This is a genomic window from Pedobacter africanus, assembly GCF_040548825.1.
In the GTDB taxonomy this organism is placed as follows: domain Bacteria; phylum Bacteroidota; class Bacteroidia; order Sphingobacteriales; family Sphingobacteriaceae; genus Pedobacter; species Pedobacter africanus_A.
In genome coordinates this window covers 214,267-233,126 of the sequence record NZ_JBEPSL010000005.1, presented here as the reverse complement: position 1 = coordinate 233,126, position 18,860 = coordinate 214,267, and the positions used below count along the sequence as shown (strand labels likewise).

The 18,860-nt window shown below is 44.5% G+C and carries 15 protein-coding genes and 1 pseudogene; 7 read left to right on the top strand and 9 right to left on the bottom strand.

From position 1 onward, the window contains the following. Positions 1-28: 28 nt before the first annotated feature. Positions 29-583 (top strand): NUDIX hydrolase, encoded by a 555-nt coding sequence (locus tag ABIE26_RS22800; RefSeq protein WP_310145979.1) that lies wholly within the window; start codon positions 29-31, stop codon positions 581-583. Between the two features lie 19 nt (positions 584-602). Continuing rightward, complete coding sequence (locus ABIE26_RS22795; RefSeq protein ID WP_310145980.1) at positions 603-1,352, top strand: lysophospholipid acyltransferase family protein; 750 nt, start codon at positions 603-605, stop codon at positions 1,350-1,352. A 2-nt stretch (positions 1,353-1,354) separates the two neighbouring features. Here ABIE26_RS22795 and ABIE26_RS22790 read toward each other — a convergent pair whose 3' ends face one another. Next, positions 1,355-2,104: a LytR/AlgR family response regulator transcription factor gene (locus ABIE26_RS22790; protein ID WP_310145981.1), complete on the bottom strand. Its 750-nt coding sequence runs from the start codon at positions 2,102-2,104 to the stop codon at positions 1,355-1,357. Beyond that, positions 2,101-3,135 (bottom strand): sensor histidine kinase, encoded by a 1,035-nt coding sequence (locus ABIE26_RS22785; protein WP_310145982.1) that lies wholly within the window; start codon positions 3,133-3,135, stop codon positions 2,101-2,103. Before ABIE26_RS22785 ends, ABIE26_RS22790 begins: the two co-directional genes overlap by 4 nt. 276 nt (positions 3,136-3,411) lie before the next feature. Here ABIE26_RS22785 and ABIE26_RS22780 point away from each other — a divergent pair, with 276 nt between their 5' ends. The 3 genes from ABIE26_RS22780 (at position 3,412) to ABIE26_RS22770 (ending at position 6,199) form a co-directional block, all read left to right on the top strand. Beyond that, positions 3,412-3,582: a hypothetical protein gene (locus ABIE26_RS22780; RefSeq protein ID WP_310145983.1), complete on the top strand. Its 171-nt coding sequence runs from the start codon at positions 3,412-3,414 to the stop codon at positions 3,580-3,582. A gap of 188 nt (positions 3,583-3,770) precedes the next feature. After that, a complete protein-coding gene (locus tag ABIE26_RS22775) occupies positions 3,771-4,148 on the top strand; it encodes a BlaI/MecI/CopY family transcriptional regulator (RefSeq protein WP_310145984.1) in 378 nt (125 codons plus the stop codon). Then, complete coding sequence (locus ABIE26_RS22770) at positions 4,145-6,199, top strand: TonB family protein (RefSeq protein WP_310145985.1); 2,055 nt, start codon at positions 4,145-4,147, stop codon at positions 6,197-6,199. The genes ABIE26_RS22775 and ABIE26_RS22770 overlap by 4 nt, the downstream gene beginning before the upstream one ends. 95 nt (positions 6,200-6,294) lie before the next feature. Here the strand turns inward: ABIE26_RS22770 and ABIE26_RS22765 are convergent, their stop codons facing one another. Genes ABIE26_RS22765 through ABIE26_RS22755 form a run of 3 tightly spaced genes read right to left on the bottom strand, consistent with a single transcriptional unit; the run spans position 6,295 to position 9,751 of the window. Beyond that, the gene (locus ABIE26_RS22765) at positions 6,295-7,065 is read right to left on the bottom strand and encodes a succinate dehydrogenase/fumarate reductase iron-sulfur subunit (protein WP_310145987.1); all 771 of its coding nucleotides are present in this window, start codon (positions 7,063-7,065) and stop codon (positions 6,295-6,297) included. 9 nt (positions 7,066-7,074) lie between these two features. Then, the gene (locus ABIE26_RS22760) at positions 7,075-9,054 is read right to left on the bottom strand and encodes a fumarate reductase/succinate dehydrogenase flavoprotein subunit (protein WP_310145988.1); all 1,980 of its coding nucleotides are present in this window, start codon (positions 9,052-9,054) and stop codon (positions 7,075-7,077) included. Between the two features lie 16 nt (positions 9,055-9,070). Then, complete coding sequence (locus ABIE26_RS22755) at positions 9,071-9,751, bottom strand: succinate dehydrogenase cytochrome b subunit (protein ID WP_310145989.1); 681 nt, start codon at positions 9,749-9,751, stop codon at positions 9,071-9,073. A gap of 329 nt (positions 9,752-10,080) precedes the next feature. Here ABIE26_RS22755 and ABIE26_RS22750 point away from each other — a divergent pair, with 329 nt between their 5' ends. Continuing rightward, positions 10,081-11,325 (top strand): ATP-binding protein, encoded by a 1,245-nt coding sequence (locus tag ABIE26_RS22750; protein WP_354376256.1) that lies wholly within the window; start codon positions 10,081-10,083, stop codon positions 11,323-11,325. On the opposite strand, the pseudogene ABIE26_RS22745 reads toward ABIE26_RS22750, so the two are convergent. Then, positions 11,326-11,481, bottom strand: a pseudogene (locus ABIE26_RS22745) (DUF6266 family protein); the annotation flags it as partial. A 548-nt stretch (positions 11,482-12,029) separates the two neighbouring features. Continuing rightward, positions 12,030-13,586, bottom strand: coding sequence for a trypsin-like peptidase domain-containing protein (locus ABIE26_RS22740; protein ID WP_310145991.1), 1,557 nt, complete (start codon positions 13,584-13,586; stop codon positions 12,030-12,032). A gap of 150 nt (positions 13,587-13,736) precedes the next feature. Between ABIE26_RS22740 and dapF the strand changes: the two genes are divergently transcribed. After that, positions 13,737-14,522, top strand: a complete 786-nt coding sequence (gene dapF / locus ABIE26_RS22735; RefSeq protein WP_310145992.1) for a diaminopimelate epimerase — start codon at positions 13,737-13,739, stop codon at positions 14,520-14,522. Position 14,523: 1 nt separating this feature from the next. Here the strand turns inward: dapF and ABIE26_RS22730 are convergent, their stop codons facing one another. Both ABIE26_RS22730 and ABIE26_RS22725 read right to left on the bottom strand, forming a co-directional pair. Beyond that, on the bottom strand, positions 14,524-16,884 hold the full coding sequence (locus ABIE26_RS22730; protein WP_310145993.1) for a helix-turn-helix domain-containing protein: 2,361 nt from the start codon (positions 16,882-16,884) through the stop codon (positions 14,524-14,526). A 19-nt stretch (positions 16,885-16,903) separates the two neighbouring features. After that, positions 16,904-18,748 (bottom strand): DUF4153 domain-containing protein, encoded by a 1,845-nt coding sequence (locus ABIE26_RS22725; protein ID WP_310145994.1) that lies wholly within the window; start codon positions 18,746-18,748, stop codon positions 16,904-16,906. Positions 18,749-18,860 lie beyond the last annotated feature (112 nt).

Below are 18,860 nucleotides of genomic sequence, written 5' to 3'. Positions count from 1 at the left end.
TGAAAACAGAAATTCGTATATTGCGCCCATGGAAGAGCATAATCCCTGGGTAACGATAGACAGCCATAAGATCTATGAAAACAACTGGATCGGCCTGACAGAACACAATGTGATCAACCCCTCCGGCGGCAAAGGTATATACGGAGAGGTTCATTTTAAAAATTATGCCATAGGCATTATGGTGCTCGACGAACAGCACAATACCTGGCTGGTGGGGCAGTACCGCTTCCCCTTAAAAGCATACAGCTGGGAAATCCCCGAAGGCGGGGGGCCGCTCGAATCAGACCCGCTGGAAAGTGCACAGCGTGAGCTGATGGAAGAAACGGGCTTGCAGGCAACAGACTGGATAGAAATACAGCGCATGCACCTCTCCAATTCTGTGAGCAACGAACTGGCCATCATTTATATTGCCCGCGGCTTAAGCCAGGGAGAAGCCGAACCTGAAGAAACCGAACAGCTTAGCCTGCGCAAACTCCCCTTTGAAGAGGCCTACCAAATGGTGATCAACGGTGAAATTACCGATAGCATCAGTGTGGCCGCCATTTTAAGGACCAAAATATTAATCCAGGAAAACCACTTGTAACTACTATTCCAAATACACCATGAATAAGTTTTTAGGGTATATCTTCAGCCCCGTTTTTTATATCTTTTTCGGACTGGTACTACTCATTTTCCATCCCATACAATGGATCTGTTACCGGTTTTTTGGATACAATGCGCATAAAGCCTCTGTTGATGTACTGAACTTTTTTCTGACCTACAGTGACCTGCTGATGGGTTCCTCCGTCAGCTTTCAGAACAAACAGGAACTGCCGGCCGACAGGCCCATTATTTTCGTGGCCAATCACCAGAGCATGTACGACATTCCGGCACTGATCTGGTTCCTGAGAAAATACCATGTCAAATTCATTTCTAAAATTGAACTGACCAAAGGCATTCCCTCCATCTCCTATAACCTGAAATATGGCGGCGGGGCAAATATAGACCGTAAAGACAGCAAGCAAGCCGTTTCTGAACTCATTAAACTGGGCCGCAGGATGAAAGAAAAAAACTGGTCGGCCATGATCTTTGCAGAAGGTACAAGAGCTAAAGACGGACAGATGAAAGCTTTCCAGGTGGGCGGTATTGCCACCCTGCTCAAAGTTGTACCCCACGCACTCATCGTACCGGTGGCGATAGAAAACTCCTGGAAACTGGTAAGGTATGGATCTTATCCGCTTAGTTTTGGTGAAAAACTACGCTGGACGGTACTGAAACCGCTCGACATTACAGGCAAAAATCCAGAAGAAATTGTACTGGAAGCAGAAAATGCAATTAGGGCAAAGCTAAACCAGATAAAACCTGCGCAATAGCTTTAAATATTCTTATTGTCTATATGCCTGAAAAACTCATCCCTGTAGGTATCTCCTATCGGAATGATCTTATCGCCTATACTGATCCGGCTCCGCTCTATGCTTTCAATTTTATCGAGCGCAATGATATACGACTTATGCACCCTGATGAATTGTCCCTTAGGCAGGGTCTCGTCCATCTTTTTCATATTCTGCAAGGTGATCACCCTTTCGGTTTTGGTAAAAATGGAAATGTAATCCTTTAAGCCTTCTATATAAAGGATATCGTCCAGCTCAATCTTCTGGATTTTATGCTCCGTTTTCACAAAAATAAAGTCCTGCACGGGGTTAAGTGGGGCAGCTGCGGGAACAGGGGCTAGAAAAGTTTGGATGGTTTCTACCGGGGCGGCCACCTTCGTTTTATTGTGTACTTTTTCTACAGCCTTATAAAAGCGGTCGAAGGCGATGGGTTTTAATAGATAATCCGAAACATTCAGGTCATAGCTTTCCAGAGCATACTGAGAATAGGCCGTTGTTAAAATATAATCTGCTTTTCCGGTGGCAATCTTTAAGAACTGGATGCCGGTCAGTTCCGGCATCTGTATATCCAGAAACACAATATCCACACCTCCGGCCTGCACCATCTGCAAGGCCTCAATGGCATTTTCCGTGCGTTTAACCAATTCCAGAAAAGGGACTTTAGAAACGTAGTCCTCTATAATGTCAAGCGCCAGCGGCTCATCATCAACCGCAATACATTTTAACTTTGTCATATATCTAGCATTAATTCACTCGTATAATGAGTAGCCGAATTTACAATATTTAATTTATATCGGTCGGGATAAAGCAACTGCAGCCTGCGTTCCACATTGTTCAGCCCCACTCCGCCCATCTGGTCCTTGTTGTGTTTGTTCTTTTTATTGCTGATGCTGAAATGCAGTATTTTCTGGTTGGCGATGATGTTGATGCGGATGGGATCCTTGGGGTCGTTGGCTACGCCATGCTTAAATGCGTTCTCCACAAAAGAGATCAGGATGAGTGGTACCACCGGCTGATCGTCAATCTCGCCGTTAACGGTAAATTCCACTGCCGCCCCATCTTTAAACCGCAGCTTCTGCAGTTCTATGTAACTCTGCACATAGGTAATCTCCTTGCTCAATGAAACCCAGCTATCGTTGCTTTCGTAAATCATGTAACGCATGATCTCCGAGAGTTTCAAAATGGCATCGGCCGTTTTATCCGATTTCTGATAAGCCAGCGAATAAATATTATTTAGAGAGTTGAACAGAAAATGTGGGTTCAACTGCGATTTCAGGAACTGCAGCTCCATATCGCGTTTTTCACTTACCAGGTCGCGCTGTATCCGCTCACTCCCAAACCAATCGATGGCAAACTTCAAAAGTGCGCTCACGACCACAAAAAAGCCCGATACAAAAATGGCAAATATCACATATTTGGTAATCTCGTAATACTCGATCTGTCCGGTATCGGGACTGAAATACGTCAGAAAGAAATCACTGTTCAGGCTGGCTACAACCGTCTTGATGATCACCATAACGGCAATCAGCAGACAAATGGAAAGCACATACAATCCGTACCGTTTCTTTTGCTCTATCAGGATGGGGATCAGCAGCGTATAATTGATGTAAAAGATAGAAAGATTGATCACTGCGAAATAGCCGAGCTTAACCGCAACCTCATAACGCGAAGGAGTCTGGTTTCCACTAAAGGTATCCCAAAGCAATATGCCCAGAATAATGAGCCAAAAGAACAGATGTACAACAAGCGGGCCTTTACCTTTCATTAAAAATCTATTTTATTATCGCATTCAAATTACACCAATCTAATTATTTTAAAGCAGTTGCTTTCGACCAACTGGCTTTTTTCTTATACGAACGGGCCAAACAACAGCTTTAACTACAAAACTATTCATTTTAACCGTTTATCTAGGATATTATGCACTTGGTCTAAAACATTTTAGCAGCATTTTTTTTATGGTTCTATTTGTTTCATCAAACAGGGACAATGGGTTCCTGGACAACAAAAAACAGAACAAGCACAAAAATAAAAACATACAACTATGAAAACCCTGGCAAATACATCACCATTTTTATTGTTACTGATCCCTGTCTTTATCATGATGTTATTGACATTTGCTGCAGGTAGCAATCAGGACCAGAATGAAGAATTTGCAGCAAAAAAGCCGGCAAAGGCATCCTTCATTAAAATAGCAAGTCCATTCTCTAGGTAATAGAGGATTCTATCATAAATTTAGTTTAGTTAATAATTGGATATGGCGGTGGATACCGCCATTTTTTTTGCAAAATATTTTGAAAACTAAAATATTAGTTATAAGTTTATACTAAATCTTTAGTTATACCGTAAAATACGCGTTATACGATATAATTAACGGATGAAACTGACAATACAAAACTAAATATGGAAATAAAGGACCTAACAAAGGCAGAAGAACAGATCATGCAAATTCTATGGCAAATAGAAAAGGGCTTCGTTAAAGAAGTTATGGATTTTCTGCCAGAACCTAAGCCGGCCTACAATACCGTGTCCACTATTATCAGGATCCTGGAGACCAAAGGCTTTATCGGCCATGAGGCCTTCGGCAAGTCGCACCGGTACTATCCTCTCATCAGCAGGGAAGACTACAAACGCCATGCTACAGAAAAACTGCTCGATGGTTATTTTGAAAACTCTGTGGAAAGCATGTTCTCCTTTTTTGTGAAAGAAGAAAAGCTCGACCTGAGCGATGTGGATGAAATCCTTAAAATGATTAACAAAATTAAAAACAGACCAAGATGAGTACCGCACATTACATCCTGCAAGTCAACATCTACCTCATTGTATTTTATGGCTTCTATAAGTTATTGTTAGACAAGGAAACTTATTTTACCCTGAACCGCATTTACCTGGTGTCTGCCGGGCTGCTTTCCCTGGCCATTCCTTTTTTAAGGTTCGAATGGTTCAGCAAACAGCCGGTAGCCGAACCGGTATATGTAGGCGTGGAACAGGTAAACACGTTCATGACCCAGGTCATTGTTGAACCGGCAGCAACAGATCATTTTAGCCTGGGCAATATCATTGTCTTCGTTTATGCCCTTGGTGTGTTCATTTTTGCCGGTAAACTGATCTGGCAGCTCAGTTCAGTAAGCATGCTGCTGAAACAAGGGGGGCCGGGAGCCGCATTCTCTTTCTTTAACCGTAAAAAAGTGGACGCAAATCTTCCACAGGTACAAACCATCAACAAACACGAAGAAGTCCACATGCGCCAATTCCACAGTGTGGATGTCATCTTCTTTGAACTCCTGGGCCTGTTTACCTGGTTCAATCCGGTTACATATGCCTATAAGCATGCCGTAAAAAACATCCACGAATACCTGGCCGATGAAGCTGCAGCAGAATTTCAGGGCGATAAAAAAGAATATGCCCTCTTGTTGCTGAGCAATGCTTTCGGTGTTTCTTCCAGCGCCCTTACCAATAGTTTTTTCAATAAATCACTGATTAAAAAAAGAATTTTTATGTTACATAAACAACGTTCAAAAAGAACCGTATTCTTAAAATACGGCTTGTTCCTGCCTTTGTTTGCCATTACACTGCTTTTATCCTCAGCAACCATCCGGAATAACCAAAAGATCCAGGATATCGCAGATGAAATTCCTTTAAACAATCCTGTTGAGGTCGTTAAGGAAGTAGTTAATGAAGCCATTATTCCGCAGGTCAGAAAGGTGACCGCAACTAAAGCAATGATGAATACTGTCCAGGCTGTTAAAACTGAAGTGCCTGCCGGGCCTCATAACAGTACAAATGATGCCTCCTGGGATGCATTTTACAGATACTTGAAAATGACGACCAGATATCCGGCTAAAGCACAGCAGAATAACATCCAGGGCAATACCATTATCCGTTTTAAAATTCAGGATGGGACCATAGAAGATATAGGCGTCGCTAAAAAATTGGCAGGAGGATGTGATGCTGAAGTGATGCGTGTTGTGCTGAGCTATCCTGGTTACGAACTCATTAAAAATGGCAGTTACTCCATCCGGTTCATCTTTTATCTGAACGATGCAATCGGCACAACAAAAGACCTTGGTTCTCCATCTGTAAAAGGTTATACACCGCTAAATGACATTACTATAGCAGCCGTAGCCTACAGGGGGCTAAAAACAACAGCAACAACCACTACTTACGACGAGTCCAAAATCTTCGATTTTGTATCCATTGATACCCAACCCAGCTTTCCCGGCGGGATGTCTAACTTCTATAAATATCTAAAAGAAGAAATAAAATACCCTGAAGAAGCCAAAAAGAATAAAATACAAGGCAAAGTATTTCTCTCCTTCATTGTAGAGCCAGATGGTGCGTTAACCGGGATCCGGGTAGAAAGAAAACTGGGCAGCGGTACTGATGAAGAGGCGGTAAGGGTAATTAAGGCATCCCCGAAGTGGTTACCTGGAACACAAGGAGGCAAACCGGTACGCGTAAAATACAACATCCCCATCAGCTTTAGCCTGGGTGAAGGAAATACACCTCCAACCCAGCAAAAAACCGGTAGCCTGCAATTGCGGAGTCGGAGCAACGGGATCAACTTCAGAGATGAAAAAGGCAATGTGATATCACTTAACGGTACCGGGACAACCGCTCCCCTTTACGTAGTTGATGGTGCGCCTGTAGCCACCGGTTACCTGAGCACTATGGCCCCGGATAACATTGAATCCGTAACTGTCCTGAAAGATGCTGCTGCCAGCGCCTTGTATGGAGCAAGGGCCGCCAACGGGGTTATCCTGGTCACTACAAAAACCGGCAAGCCTTTAAAGCTTAAAGAGGTTGTGGTAACAGGGTTCGAAAAAGAATAAACAACGCGCTTCACCAACCACACTAAACCGCAAAAAGCCAGCTGATATAGCTGGCTTTTTGCAATGTGGCACCTTGTCTCGGTGCTATAAAACTATTAAATATCTTCTTCAGATACAAATTTTGCGGAATAAAAATCCCGGTTCATACGGGCAATGTTCTCTAAAGAGATGCCTTTAGGGCATTCCGCTTCACAGGCCCCGGTATTGGTACAGTTCCCAAAACCTTCTGCATCCATCTGCGCAACCATGCTCTGTACCCTGCGGTAGCGCTCAGGCTGTCCTTGCGGCAACAATGCCAGCTGTGATACTTTTGCAGAAACAAACAGCATAGCCGATGCATTTTTACAGGTGGCTACACAGGCCCCGCAGCCAATGCAGGCCGCAGCCTCAAAAGCAGCATCTGCCTGAATCTTAGGGATCGGCAGGTTATTCGCATCCTGCGCATTACCTGTATTTACCGAGATGAAACCACCCGCAGCAATTACCCTGTCAAACGCCGTTCTGTCTACCGTTAAGTCTTTAATTACCGGAAAAGCCTTTGCCCTCCATGGCTCAACCACAATCGTATCGCCGTCCTTAAAAGAGCGCATATGCAACTGACACGTTGTTACCAGGTCTTTCGGCCCATGCGGCCTGCCGTTAATGAACATGGAACACATTCCGCAGATACCTTCACGGCAATCGTGATCAAATACAATCGGCTCCTCGCCCTTATTGATCAGCTGCTCATTCAGCACATCGAACATCTCTAAAAAAGACATATCAGGCGAAATATCAGACACCTTATAATCCACCAAAGCACCTTTGGTCTTGTTATTTTTCTGACGCCAAACTTTCAGCGTTAAGTTCATATTTCCTGTACTCATGATATTGTACTATTTATAACTTCTTTGTGCTACTTTAATATTTTCAAACTTCAACTCTTCTTTATGCAGTTCAAAGTTTACTCCTTCCTTAAATTCCCAGGCAGCAACGTAAGCGTAATGCTCATCGTCGCGCAGTGCCTCGCCTTCTTCCGTTTGATATTCTTCGCGGAAATGGCCGCCACAGCTTTCGTTGCGGTTTAATGCATCTATGCACATCAATTCGCCCAGTTCTATAAAATCGGCCACACGACCTGCTTTTTCCAGCTCCGTATTCAGCTCATCAGCCGATCCCGGTACGCGAACATCCCTCCAGAACTCAGCGCGCAGTGCCCTGATCTCCTCAATCGCTTCCTTCAGGCCTTTTTCGTTACGGGCCATGCCACATTTTTCCCACATGATGTGCCCCAGGCGTTTATGGAAATGATCTACCGATTTTGTTCCCTTGATGTTGATCAGCGTATCCAGAATACCTTTCGCCCTTGCCTCTGCTTCAACAAAAGCAGGGTGGTCTGTAGGAATGGCCTTGACAGAGATCTCTTTCGATAAATATGCCCCAATGGTATAAGGCAACACAAAATAACCATCTGCCAGGCCCTGCATCAATGCCGATGCCCCCAAACGGTTGGCACCATGGTCAGAGAAATTGGCCTCACCTGTGCAATACAGCCCAGGTACGCTGGTCATCAGGTTATAATCTACCCAAAGTCCGCCCATCGTATAATGCACCGCAGGATAAATCCGCATTGGTGTTTCGTAAGGATTTTCGCCTGTGATCTGTGCATACATATCAAACAGGTTACCATATTTTGCTTTGATCACTTCAGTACCCAAACGCATACAGGTTTCCTTGTCAGCATTGTGGTTACCAGCCTTAGCAGCTTCAATACGACCATAACGCTCTGTATTGGCCTTAAAGTCGAGGTATACCGCCAGTTTAGATGCGCCCACACCATAACCGGCATCGCAACGCTCTTTTGCCGCTCTTGAAGCCACATCGCGTGGCACCAGGTTACCAAAAGCAGGGTATCTGCGCTCCAGGTAATAATCCCTTTCATCTTCAGGGATTTCAGAAGCCTTGCGCGGATCGTCTTTTTTCTTCGGTACCCAAATCCTGCCGTCGTTCCGCAGCGATTCAGACATCAGCGTAAGCTTACTCTGGTGGTCGCCCGAAACCGGGATACAGGTAGGGTGAATCTGTGTATAGCAGGGATTGGCAAAATAGGCACCTTGTTTATGCGCTTTCCAGGCAGCAGTTACATTACTGCCCATAGCATTGGTGGAAAGGTAAAAAACGTTTCCGTAACCACCCGTTCCCAATACTACAGCATGGCCAAAATGACGCTCAATTTCTCCTGTGATCAGGTTACGGGCAATGATACCACGTGCCTTGCCATCAATTTTTACGACTTCAAGCATTTCATGGCGGGTAAACATCTCTACCTTACCCATACCGATCTGGCGCTCTAAAGCAGAATATGCGCCCAGCAGCAATTGCTGACCGGTTTGTCCGGCTGCATAAAATGTTCTTTGTACCTGAGTACCCCCAAAAGAACGGTTATCTAATAAACCGCCGTACTCCCTGGCCAGGGGAACACCCTGTGCCACACACTGATCGATAATATTTGCACTCACTTCGGCCAAACGGTGTACGTTGGCTTCGCGTGCACGGTAATCTCCGCCTTTAATGGTATCATAAAACAACCGGTACACACTGTCACCATCGTTCTGGTAATTCTTTGCTGCATTGATACCACCTTGTGCTGCAATGGAATGCGCCCTGCGTGGTGAATCCTGGAAGCAGAAACACTTCACTTTATAACCCATTTCAGCCAGGGTTGCTGCTGCCGAAGCACCTGCTAAACCTGAGCCAACAATGATCACCTCTATCGTTCTTTTATTTGAGGGGTTAACCAAAGGCACAGAAGACTTATACTTAGTCCACTTTGTGGTTAATTCTCCCTCTGGTATGTTTGAATTCAAATCTGACATGTCTTTTATGCTAAAATTATTTAATAAGGCCCAGGTACATTGCTACCGGCATGGCGGCAAAAATCAGCGAGATCAGGATAGAGAACCAAACCCCAGCTGCTTTAATAATCGGTGTATACTTCTTATGGTTCCATCCCAGTGTCTGGAAAGCCGAAGCAAATCCATGTAACAAGTGATAAGCCAGGGAAACCATTGCCAATACATAAAGCAAAACGATCAGCGGGTTTTTAAAGGTTTCTACCATTACCGCAAACAGGTCGTGATTCCCGTTTGCATCTGTTGTAGGAATGCCTGTAAAGCGTGACATTACCCAGAACTTCGAGATGTGCACAATCAGGAAGATCAACAACAAAGTTCCCAGCAAACCCATAGAGCGGGAGTACCATTTGCTATTTGCTGCGCCATTGTTCACTGCATATTTTACCGGTCTTGCTGCCTGGTTCTGGAATGTTAGCCTGAAGCCCTGGAAAATATGCGCCAGTAAACCTGCAAATAATACCACTTCCATTGCCCGGATCAACCAGTTGGTACCCATAAAGTGTGCACCCATGTTAAAGGTTAAGCCGCCATCATTAACAAAAATCAGGGCATTGATAAAGCAATGCACTAAAAGAAATGAAATGAGAAACAGGCCCGTTATGCCCATTATTAATTTTTTTCCAATTGATGAGGAAAAAGCGTTTCCGAAACTTGCCATTAGATTGTTTATTTTATTTCTGTTATGTGCAAAAGTATTTAATAAAAGAATTAAATGGTTAATTCCAAGCACAAATCAGCTATTTAGAAACATTCTAACATTACAATTAAATGATAATTAAAAATAACCGTTCTCTTCACACGCGGGAACAAATTGCGCTGAAGAAGCGCAAATTATTCCTATGCCTTCTCAGAGAAGGTAATTTTTATGTCAGGCAGGGGTGTAGCTTTCCAAGCTCGTCTTTCCCTGATTTTTACCGGTTATAACCATAAAAACCTCAATAAATAAAAAGTTTTTATGGTTATAACCATAAAAACTTTTATATCTTTATGTCAAAAAGAACTGATATGGATATTCTACGAAGGGACAATTACTTAAATCAACTCTCCGGCTTTATTGATAAGCCCCTGATAAAAATACTTACGGGAATCAGACGCAGTGACAAATCTTCTGTTCTTATGCTGCTCAAGCAAGAATTATTATCCAAAGGAATAAACCAGGAGAACATTATACACATCAATCTGGAGAGCATGCAATATGCAGACCTCGACGAAGCCAGGAAACTATACGCTTTTGTAAATCAACAAATTGAACGGCCTCAAAAATACTATATACTACTTGATGAAATACAGGAAGTCAGGAATTGGGAAAAAGCCATCAATTCTTTTCTGGTCGATTTCGATGTCGATATTTATCTCACAGGTTCCAATTCACATCTCTTATCATCTGAGCTGGCTACTTATCTCGCAGGACGCTATATAGAAATCCCAATCTACACCCTTTCATTTAGCGAGTACCTGCAATTTAGAAAATATTATTTCCAGGAGGACAGCAAAACTTATAAGACAGCCTTCCTGTCCTATCTTCGCCTTGGTGGCTTTCCGGTTATCCATACCGCAGACTATACGGAAGATACCGCTTACAAAGTCGTCTATGACATTTATTCCTCTGTAATCCTTCGGGATACCGTACAGCGATTCAAGATCCGCGATGTGGAATTGCTCGAACGTGTAGTGAAATATGTGTTCGACAATATAGGCAACAGCTTCTCAGGAAAAAACGTAGCCGATTATTTCAAAAGCCAGCAGCGTAAGATAGACCTGAATACGGTGTACAATTATCTTTATGCCCTGGAAGGCGCCTTTATTATTTATCGCATCCCGCGCTATGATGTAAAAGGCAAGGAACTACTTAAAACACAGGAAAAGTTCTTTGTAAGTGACACCTCACTGATCTATTCGGTTATGGGCTATCGCGACCGCATTATTGCCGGCATCTTAGAAAACATGGTCATGCTGGAACTGAAACGAAAAGGTTTTACTGTATACATAGGCAAGCTGGCCGACAAGGAAATTGATTTTATCGCCGAAAAATCAGGAAATAAAATCTATGTTCAGGTAACCTACAAACTGGAAAGTGAAAGCACGATAACCCGGGAATTCGATCCGCTGATTGCGATAAGAGACCAGTACCCCAAATATGTTGTCAGCATGGATGAGCAATGGAAAGAATCTGTCGAAGGTGTAAGGCACATCCACATATCCGATTTTTTACTCATGGAGACTTATACTTAGTTACAGCACTGTCAGCTCAGCAATGTACACACTGTTTCCCTGTAGTTTCCCATCTGCCGCAATAAACGACATATAGGTTTCCATGTATTCGCCCTGCAGACTTGGTGGTATTTCAAGCAGGTCGCTGCCTGCCAGCCTATCCTTCCCAAAAAGTGTAAAATGGACTTTTCCTGTTTTGGGAAATACTCAATCACTCTCCACCGCAATTCTGCGGGCAATCAATTAAAGTTACCTATAAACCCCTACTGATCAGCATCTTCCCTAGTAATGATTACAAAATATTGACATATAAATCACTGGTAAATTACATAGTTGAAATACCCTTAACTTACCATTGGTTTACCGTTGAAATACCCAAACGGTAAACCAACCCTATCTCAAGGGTAAGTCAATGGTATCTTAATGGTAATATAATTCAGTTATTTTCTTGTGATTTATATGTGATTTACTTGTAGTTATTACAAAGCCTTTTTGAACTGAGCTTTAGCTTTACTCCTAATTTAGCCTTTCTGCGCTTTAATGTCTGCTGTGGTTTTAGCCGCCTTTTTGCTTTCTATAAGCAGAGGGTATGCTGGTATGAATTGCCAGGATCTGGCATTTATGATTGGTAATTTAGCTAAAACAATCCAGCTACCAAAACCTTTGACAACAAAAAAAGCTGCCTCTTTTGGGAGACAGCTTTTGTAAATTAAATTAGCCTGAAATTACCTTCCTGTAGTCAGCGAATAGGTAAACCTGCCTTGTGATCCTACTCCAGAAATGGTGGTCATGCCATTCCTTGAGTTTGGCAAGGCGCTTTCTACATCTTTTGCACTGTTTACCGGTGTTCCGTTCACTGAAGTAATCAGCACACCTTTAGGAATTTCCCAGGAGTCGAACAGTTTACCTGCTTCAATGTTGCTCACTACAACACCATTTTTCACGCCATAACGTGCTTTAAGCTGTGCCGATGCGGGCTCAAAAGAAGCACCCAGTTTACCTAGGCTGGTTCCGGCCGACCGCTCAGCCAGTTTTGAGGTATTGACACCAACGCTGTTGTCGCCCCTTAAAGTAACCTTTACATCTTTTAACGCACCATCCCTAAGCAAAGTCAGCTGTACTTTATCACCAGGACTTAAGCGTCCGATCTTTTCCTGAAGGTCCGGAGAATCGTATACTGCAACACCGTCTACTTTTTTAATGATGTCACCTTTTTTGATGCCCGCAGCTGCACCGCCTCCGTTAGGAAGTACTTCACTTACATACAATCCGTTGATATCATTGATTTTCAGCTCTTCTGCATAATCAGCATCCAGTGGTCTGAAAGAAACCCCTATATATCCGCGTTTTACGCTGCCATATTTCCTGAAGTCGTCCAGGATCTTTTTGGCCAGGTTAATCGGGATGGCAAAACCATAACCTTCATTGGTACCGGTTTGCGATGCAATTGCAGCGTTGATACCGATCAGCTCGCCGTTTGCGTTTACCAATGCACCACCACTGTTTCCAGGGTTAATGGCCGCATCAGTCTGAATAAACGATTCTATACTGCTGTTTGTTCTTTCAGGTGCTTTACCAGTCCTGCGGTATTCTTCGTATTCCTCTTCAGTAAAATCCTGCTGCTGTTGTCTGCCCAAAATACCGATGCTTCTGGCTTTGGCGCTCACAATACCAGCGGTAACGGTAGTTTGCAGGTCTAAGGGGAAACCAACGGCCAATACCCATTCACCAATCTGCACATTATCAGAGTTACCCATTTTCACTACAGGCAGATCAGTAGCTTCTACTTTGATCAGGGCCAGATCTGTATTCGGGTCTTTACCGATCACTTTTGCACTTACCTTACGTTTGTTGGATAAGATCACTTCAATTTTATCCGCATTGTCTACCACGTGGTTATTGGTTACGATATAACCATCAGGCGTTAAAATCACTCCCGAACCAGAGGCCGCCCTTGGCATGCGTTGCATCCTGCGGCCACCGCCACCACCAAACAGATCGTCGAACATATCAAAAGGTGAAGAAGAACGTACCCTTCCTTCTGAGCCACCTCCGGAATAAGAAGTTTTAATGTGGACAACTGCCGGAGAAACCGCAGCAGCAGCTTCAACAAAATCTACCGTGCCCGCCGAAGAAATTTTCGGGTTATTTGCAAACAACACTTTCTGCTGGTCTGCAAAAGACACCAGCTCGCCATTTTTTGGTTCTAATAATTTATAGCCACCAATCGCAGCCGCACCACCTATAAATGCAGCCAACGCTATCAATCCTAATCTTTTCATTTATATATCCGTTTAAATTTTATCTTTAAAAAAACCGTTAACAATTCTTTTCATTGATTTATTCAAATTTAATACCATATCAACGATATTTGCATCTGTAATGCGTCATGAATACTGTTAAAAAATGTTAAATACCAGCAGATCACCAAAATGGACATAAATTTCTTCAAATACCAGGGAGCCGGAAACGACTTTATCCTTATCGACCACAGAATGGCCCCAGTCAAAGATATTGATTATGACCGGGTTAAACAACTGTGCGACCGCCGTTTTGGTATCGGAGCGGACGGCCTGATGTTTCTGACCAGCAATCCTGACTATGATTTTGAAATGCTTTATTTTAATGCCGATGGCCGTCCGGGAAGCATGTGTGGCAATGGGGGCCGTTGCATTGTAGCTTTTGCCAAACATCTGGGTATCATTGACAAAGAAACTAACTTTTTGGCAGTAGATGGTCCTCATTATGCCAAAATTTCAGCAGAAGGCAACTGGGTAGACCTGCAGATGATCGATATTGACACCATCAATACAGACGGGGACGCCTATGTGCTCAACACCGGATCGCCACATTATGTATTGCAGATGCAGGACCTGGCAACCTATGATGTATACCAGAACGGCAAAGCCATTCGCAACAATGACACTTATAAAAAGGAAGGGATCAACGTTAATTTTGTGGAAGACAAAGGCGACTACCTTTTTGTGCGCACTTTTGAACGTGGTGTAGAGGATGAAACCTATGCCTGCGGAACAGGTGTTACCGCTGTGGCCCTGTCAATGGCACAGCACAAACACCAGAACGGGCATATTGAAACCCCGGTAAAAGTTCTGGGCGGAGATCTGCGCATCAGCTTTGATTACAACGGGAAACAGTTTAGCAACGTATTCCTTTGCGGCCCTGCCGAAAAGGTTTTTGAAGGAGAGATCAGCTTTTAGGCTACTCGCGTTCGGCCAGATGTGCGGCTATACCAATTTTAATTTCACCATAAGAATATTCGCGCCCCAGATGTTCACGGATGGGGTTCATCTGAATTGTTTTCAATTTGTTGATGGCCTCCAGGATCCGATCCAGCTTTCTGCTTCCGATGATGTCTTTGGCAGAGATTTCCTGTTTGGCCACATAATGCGCCAGGTGGCCTTCTATCGTACCGATCACCATTTTACGTTCCTCGGCAATTTCCTCAATGGTTTTTCCTTCTTTCAGCAGGGTTAGTGAAAGTTCTTTGGTATCGGCCCTGGGTTCCTTTTCTTTTTTGGCTTTTACTGTTTTTGAACCGCTGGTTTTGCTTTTTGTTTTCTTTTCTGTAAAGTCGAGCTTACCCGGCATGGCAAATACCTTTTCCATTTGTGCCGCCCTTTCAGCCTGGCTCAATAGTGCGTTGACATCCTTTTTGGTAAACTCTTTACCGCTGATGGTAGCGCTGAGCAAAGCACTTGCCTTACAGATTTTTTTGACCTGTTCATAAAACAGCGCCTCCATCTCCAGCAATTCAGTTAAGTAAGCCACCACCTGTTTATCCTGCTTTACCAGTTCCATCCTTTCAAATATCCTTTTCGAAAAACCGGAAAGCAAGGGGTTAAAATAATTTTCGGCAGCCGTAGTCCGTTCAAGCAAAGCCTGTAGTCCGCTCTCCGATTTGTCCTGGTACAAGCGCTGGATCTGCAGCAGGAATTTACTGGCATTTGCTTTTACCCCGCTCAGGTCTTTCAACAGCTGGGCGGCCCATTTTACGTGTTTCTGCTTGGCCGATTTGTTGATATCCTTGGTATAGGAATGCACATGTTCATATACATAGTTGTCGAGCGCCGTAAGATCGAAACATTGCAGGAGATATGACCGCAAAAAGTTTTCGCTCTCCTGGCTGATCTGACTTTCGAGCAGCGCAGGTGTTTGTTTGTTTTTAGAGAAAAAAGAAACATTCTGGTCCTGCCGGATGCCTGAGCCAGAAATCTGGGAGGTCAGTACCAATCCCTCGAGCGAGCGTAAGCGCGACAGGGCCACATAAACCTGTCCGGGAGCAAAGGCACTGCCAATATCAATAATGGCTTTATCAAATGTCAGACCCTGACTTTTGTGTACGGTAATGGCCCAGGCCAGTTTGAGCGGGTATTGGGTAAAAGTACCCATCAGCTCTTCCTTGATCTCGCCGCTCACCTTATCGGTAGTGTACCGGATGTTTTCCCATTTGTACTTTTCTACAATGACCTTCAGGTTATTGCCTTCGGTCTGCACCTCAATCTGATCGGGCTTAAGCGCGGTAACAGTAGCTATCTTTCCGTTAAAAAAGCGCTGCTCCCCGCTGGAGTCGTTCTTGATGAACATCACCTGCGCCCCAACTTTCAGTTCCAGGATCTGTTCTGCAGGGTAGGCATATTCGCTGAACTCGTCCTCTACCTTAGCCATATAGAGGTAGGAAGGGGCTTTCAGTTCCTCCAGGCTTTGCTTGTTCAGCGCATCTGCTTTATTGTTATGGGTAGTCAGGGTAATGTATTTGTCGTTTAGCGAAGGCTTAAAATCGGCCTGGTAATATTTTTGGAGCAGGGCCACGTCCTGCTGGTTTACCTGGTTGTTCCTCAGGTTATTCAGCAGGTTGATAAATACATCGTCGGCCTGCCTGTAAATCTTTTCCAGTTCTATATATACCGGTGGATGCTGCTGCAGGGCATGGGCATCAAAAAAGTAGGCACTGTTGTAAAATTGTGCCAGCATGGTCCATTCGTTAGGCTTTACAACCGGCGGCAGCTGGTGCAGGTCGCCAATGAACAGCACCTGTACCCCGCCAAAGCTGGCACTGTTGTTTCTCCTGACGTAGCGCAGTACCATATCAATGGCGTCCAGCAGGTCGGCCCGCAACATACTTACCTCATCAATAATGAGCAGTTCCATATCTGTAAGCACCTTGCGCTTGGCAGCGGTCATGTTCAAATGCCTCACTATAGATTTCGGTGTATTGTACTGCTGATTGTAATGCCCACCATCTGCCGCAGGCTGCTTGGGCAGGTAAGCCCCGAAAGGCAACTGGAACAGGGAATGAATGGTAACGCCATTGGCATTGATGGCGGCAATACCCGTTGGGGCAGCAATCACCGCCTTTTTATGGGTCAGCTCCATCAGCTGCCGCAAAAAAGTTGTTTTTCCCGTACCGGCTTTCCCCGTAAGGAAGATGTGTTTAGCAGTATAGTTTACAAACCTCGCCGCCAGCCCCGTGAGCGCGTTGAGAGCGTTAGGCGCGTTAGCAGCCCCCACAGCGTTGGCCCCATCAGTTCCGGTAAGATTTGCATTTTCTGGATTCAGCATAATGCAAATCTAGCAAGAATTACCGCTTTGACCCAACCAGCAGGTAACCATTATAGTTTAACCACTTGTTGAGCTCCTCTTCATCGGCTGCATTGAGGGTGGTATTTAAACTGGTAATCACCAGCTTTATGTCCAGCCCGCCCAGCTGCCTGGTTATAGAAAGACCTTCCGAAGGTACATAAGACACCCCCACATCTTCTTTTTTACCTTTTAATTTGCCTGCCTTGTACAAGGCAACCGCATCTTTTGCCAGCTTTCGTACATCATATTCTACCGGGGCCGCATTGCCCACCTTCAGTTTCAGGTTCCCATACTGATTGGTTTTTTCAACGGTTACATTTATTCCGCCTGCTTTAAAGCTCTGCTTATCGACGTAACTTTCAATAGCAACAACGTAATCGTAGCCATTAACCGGTACGAGCGTCCCTGTTTCTGCTTCAAAACGACGGCTGTCGATAAAAGAACTGTGCGGATCGTATTTGATGTTGAGCAGGGTATTGGCGGTATCGGTTTTGATGCTGATTACGGAATATCGAGAGAGGCTGTCGGCATCCTTTTCTATTTTATTTTCGATCTGCCTGAGGTCTCTTTTGGTAAAAGGCTGTAACACCGCCAGTCCGTGGCGGTCGACCAGGTAATTTACCACAGGCCCGCGTTCTTTAATGTCTTTATCCTTTTTAGAGGCCATGAGTTTTTTTAAACGGGCTACCTGCGAGTACCGGGAAACAGAAAAGGCACTTTGCGGGCCATAGGTAGCCAGCAGGGCCAGGATGCATAAACTTACCGGGATAATTTTGATGTTCTGCTTTTTGCTGATCAGGAAATAGAAGGTAATTATGGTGAGCCACAGGGCAAGGACTACCAGGATATATCGCGATTCGGTAATGCCATATACGCCCACCCTTTTCCATACCGCCAGCAGCAGCAGTACCACCAGAGGTATCATCATTACATAAAAGAACCTGGAAAAGAGCTTGATCCAGCCATTGCCTTCTTTTTCTTTAATGGGATAAACCAGCAGCAGCGACAGGATCCCGAAGACGGCATAGCCCAGGATCAAGGTAGATACCAGTCCTTTGGGCAGCTGCCAGCTGAGCACGATCTTTACCTCGTACACCAGCAGGATGACCAGGTAAATGGTCATCAGCGGGATCAGCACATACTGTGTAAATATTTTAAGGCCTTTAGGATAACGCTCGCTCTCCCCGCTCTCCCCGCTCTCTTCTTTATTGAGTACGTCGAAATCATCAGGGACCCCTGCCAGGAAGAAAATGGTCATGAAACCTGCACTTACCACCGCAAACAGGCGCATATAGGTTTGCCAGCCAATCTTCACATTAAACAGCCCGTCAATAGCCCCCAGCGCAATAGCCAGACCGGCAAACAGGACCGCAGCATACAACCCTGAAGTCAGTATCCGTAAGAACAGCGATTTATTGTATTGCCAGAAGCCATTCAGGTTTCCCCTGCCAATAAAGGGGGCAAACGCCACCAGCAGGTAAAAAGCGACGGCCAGCAGGCCCAGGCGGTACATATCGGCAAGGTAAAAATAAGGCTTGAGCAGGAAGTAAAGACCGGTACAGATCAATACCATCAGCAAGCGCAGGCCCCATTGTTTTATTTTACCAAACTGGTTCACTTCAGCATAAAGGTCGGCCGCCAGCAACAAAGTGAGCGCAAGGTTACATACTGCCATAAATTCTATAAGCTGCTCTTCTTTGTGCACCTGGGTATAGGGCATATCGACCACGCAGCACCAGGCAATGGTTCCTGCAAGGGCAACTATAACCTGTAAAGGGAATCGCGCAATAACCCTCAGAAAGCTGAGCCATAAAGCGTGTAAAGATGGGAGTTTGAGTTTCATAGATAGGTTTTGATGTCTTGTAACATTTAAACCTAAATGTAATCATATTTAGCAAAATCACCTCTTTTAACATTGTTTAACAAACTTTAACATTTGCAGACTTCTATTACTA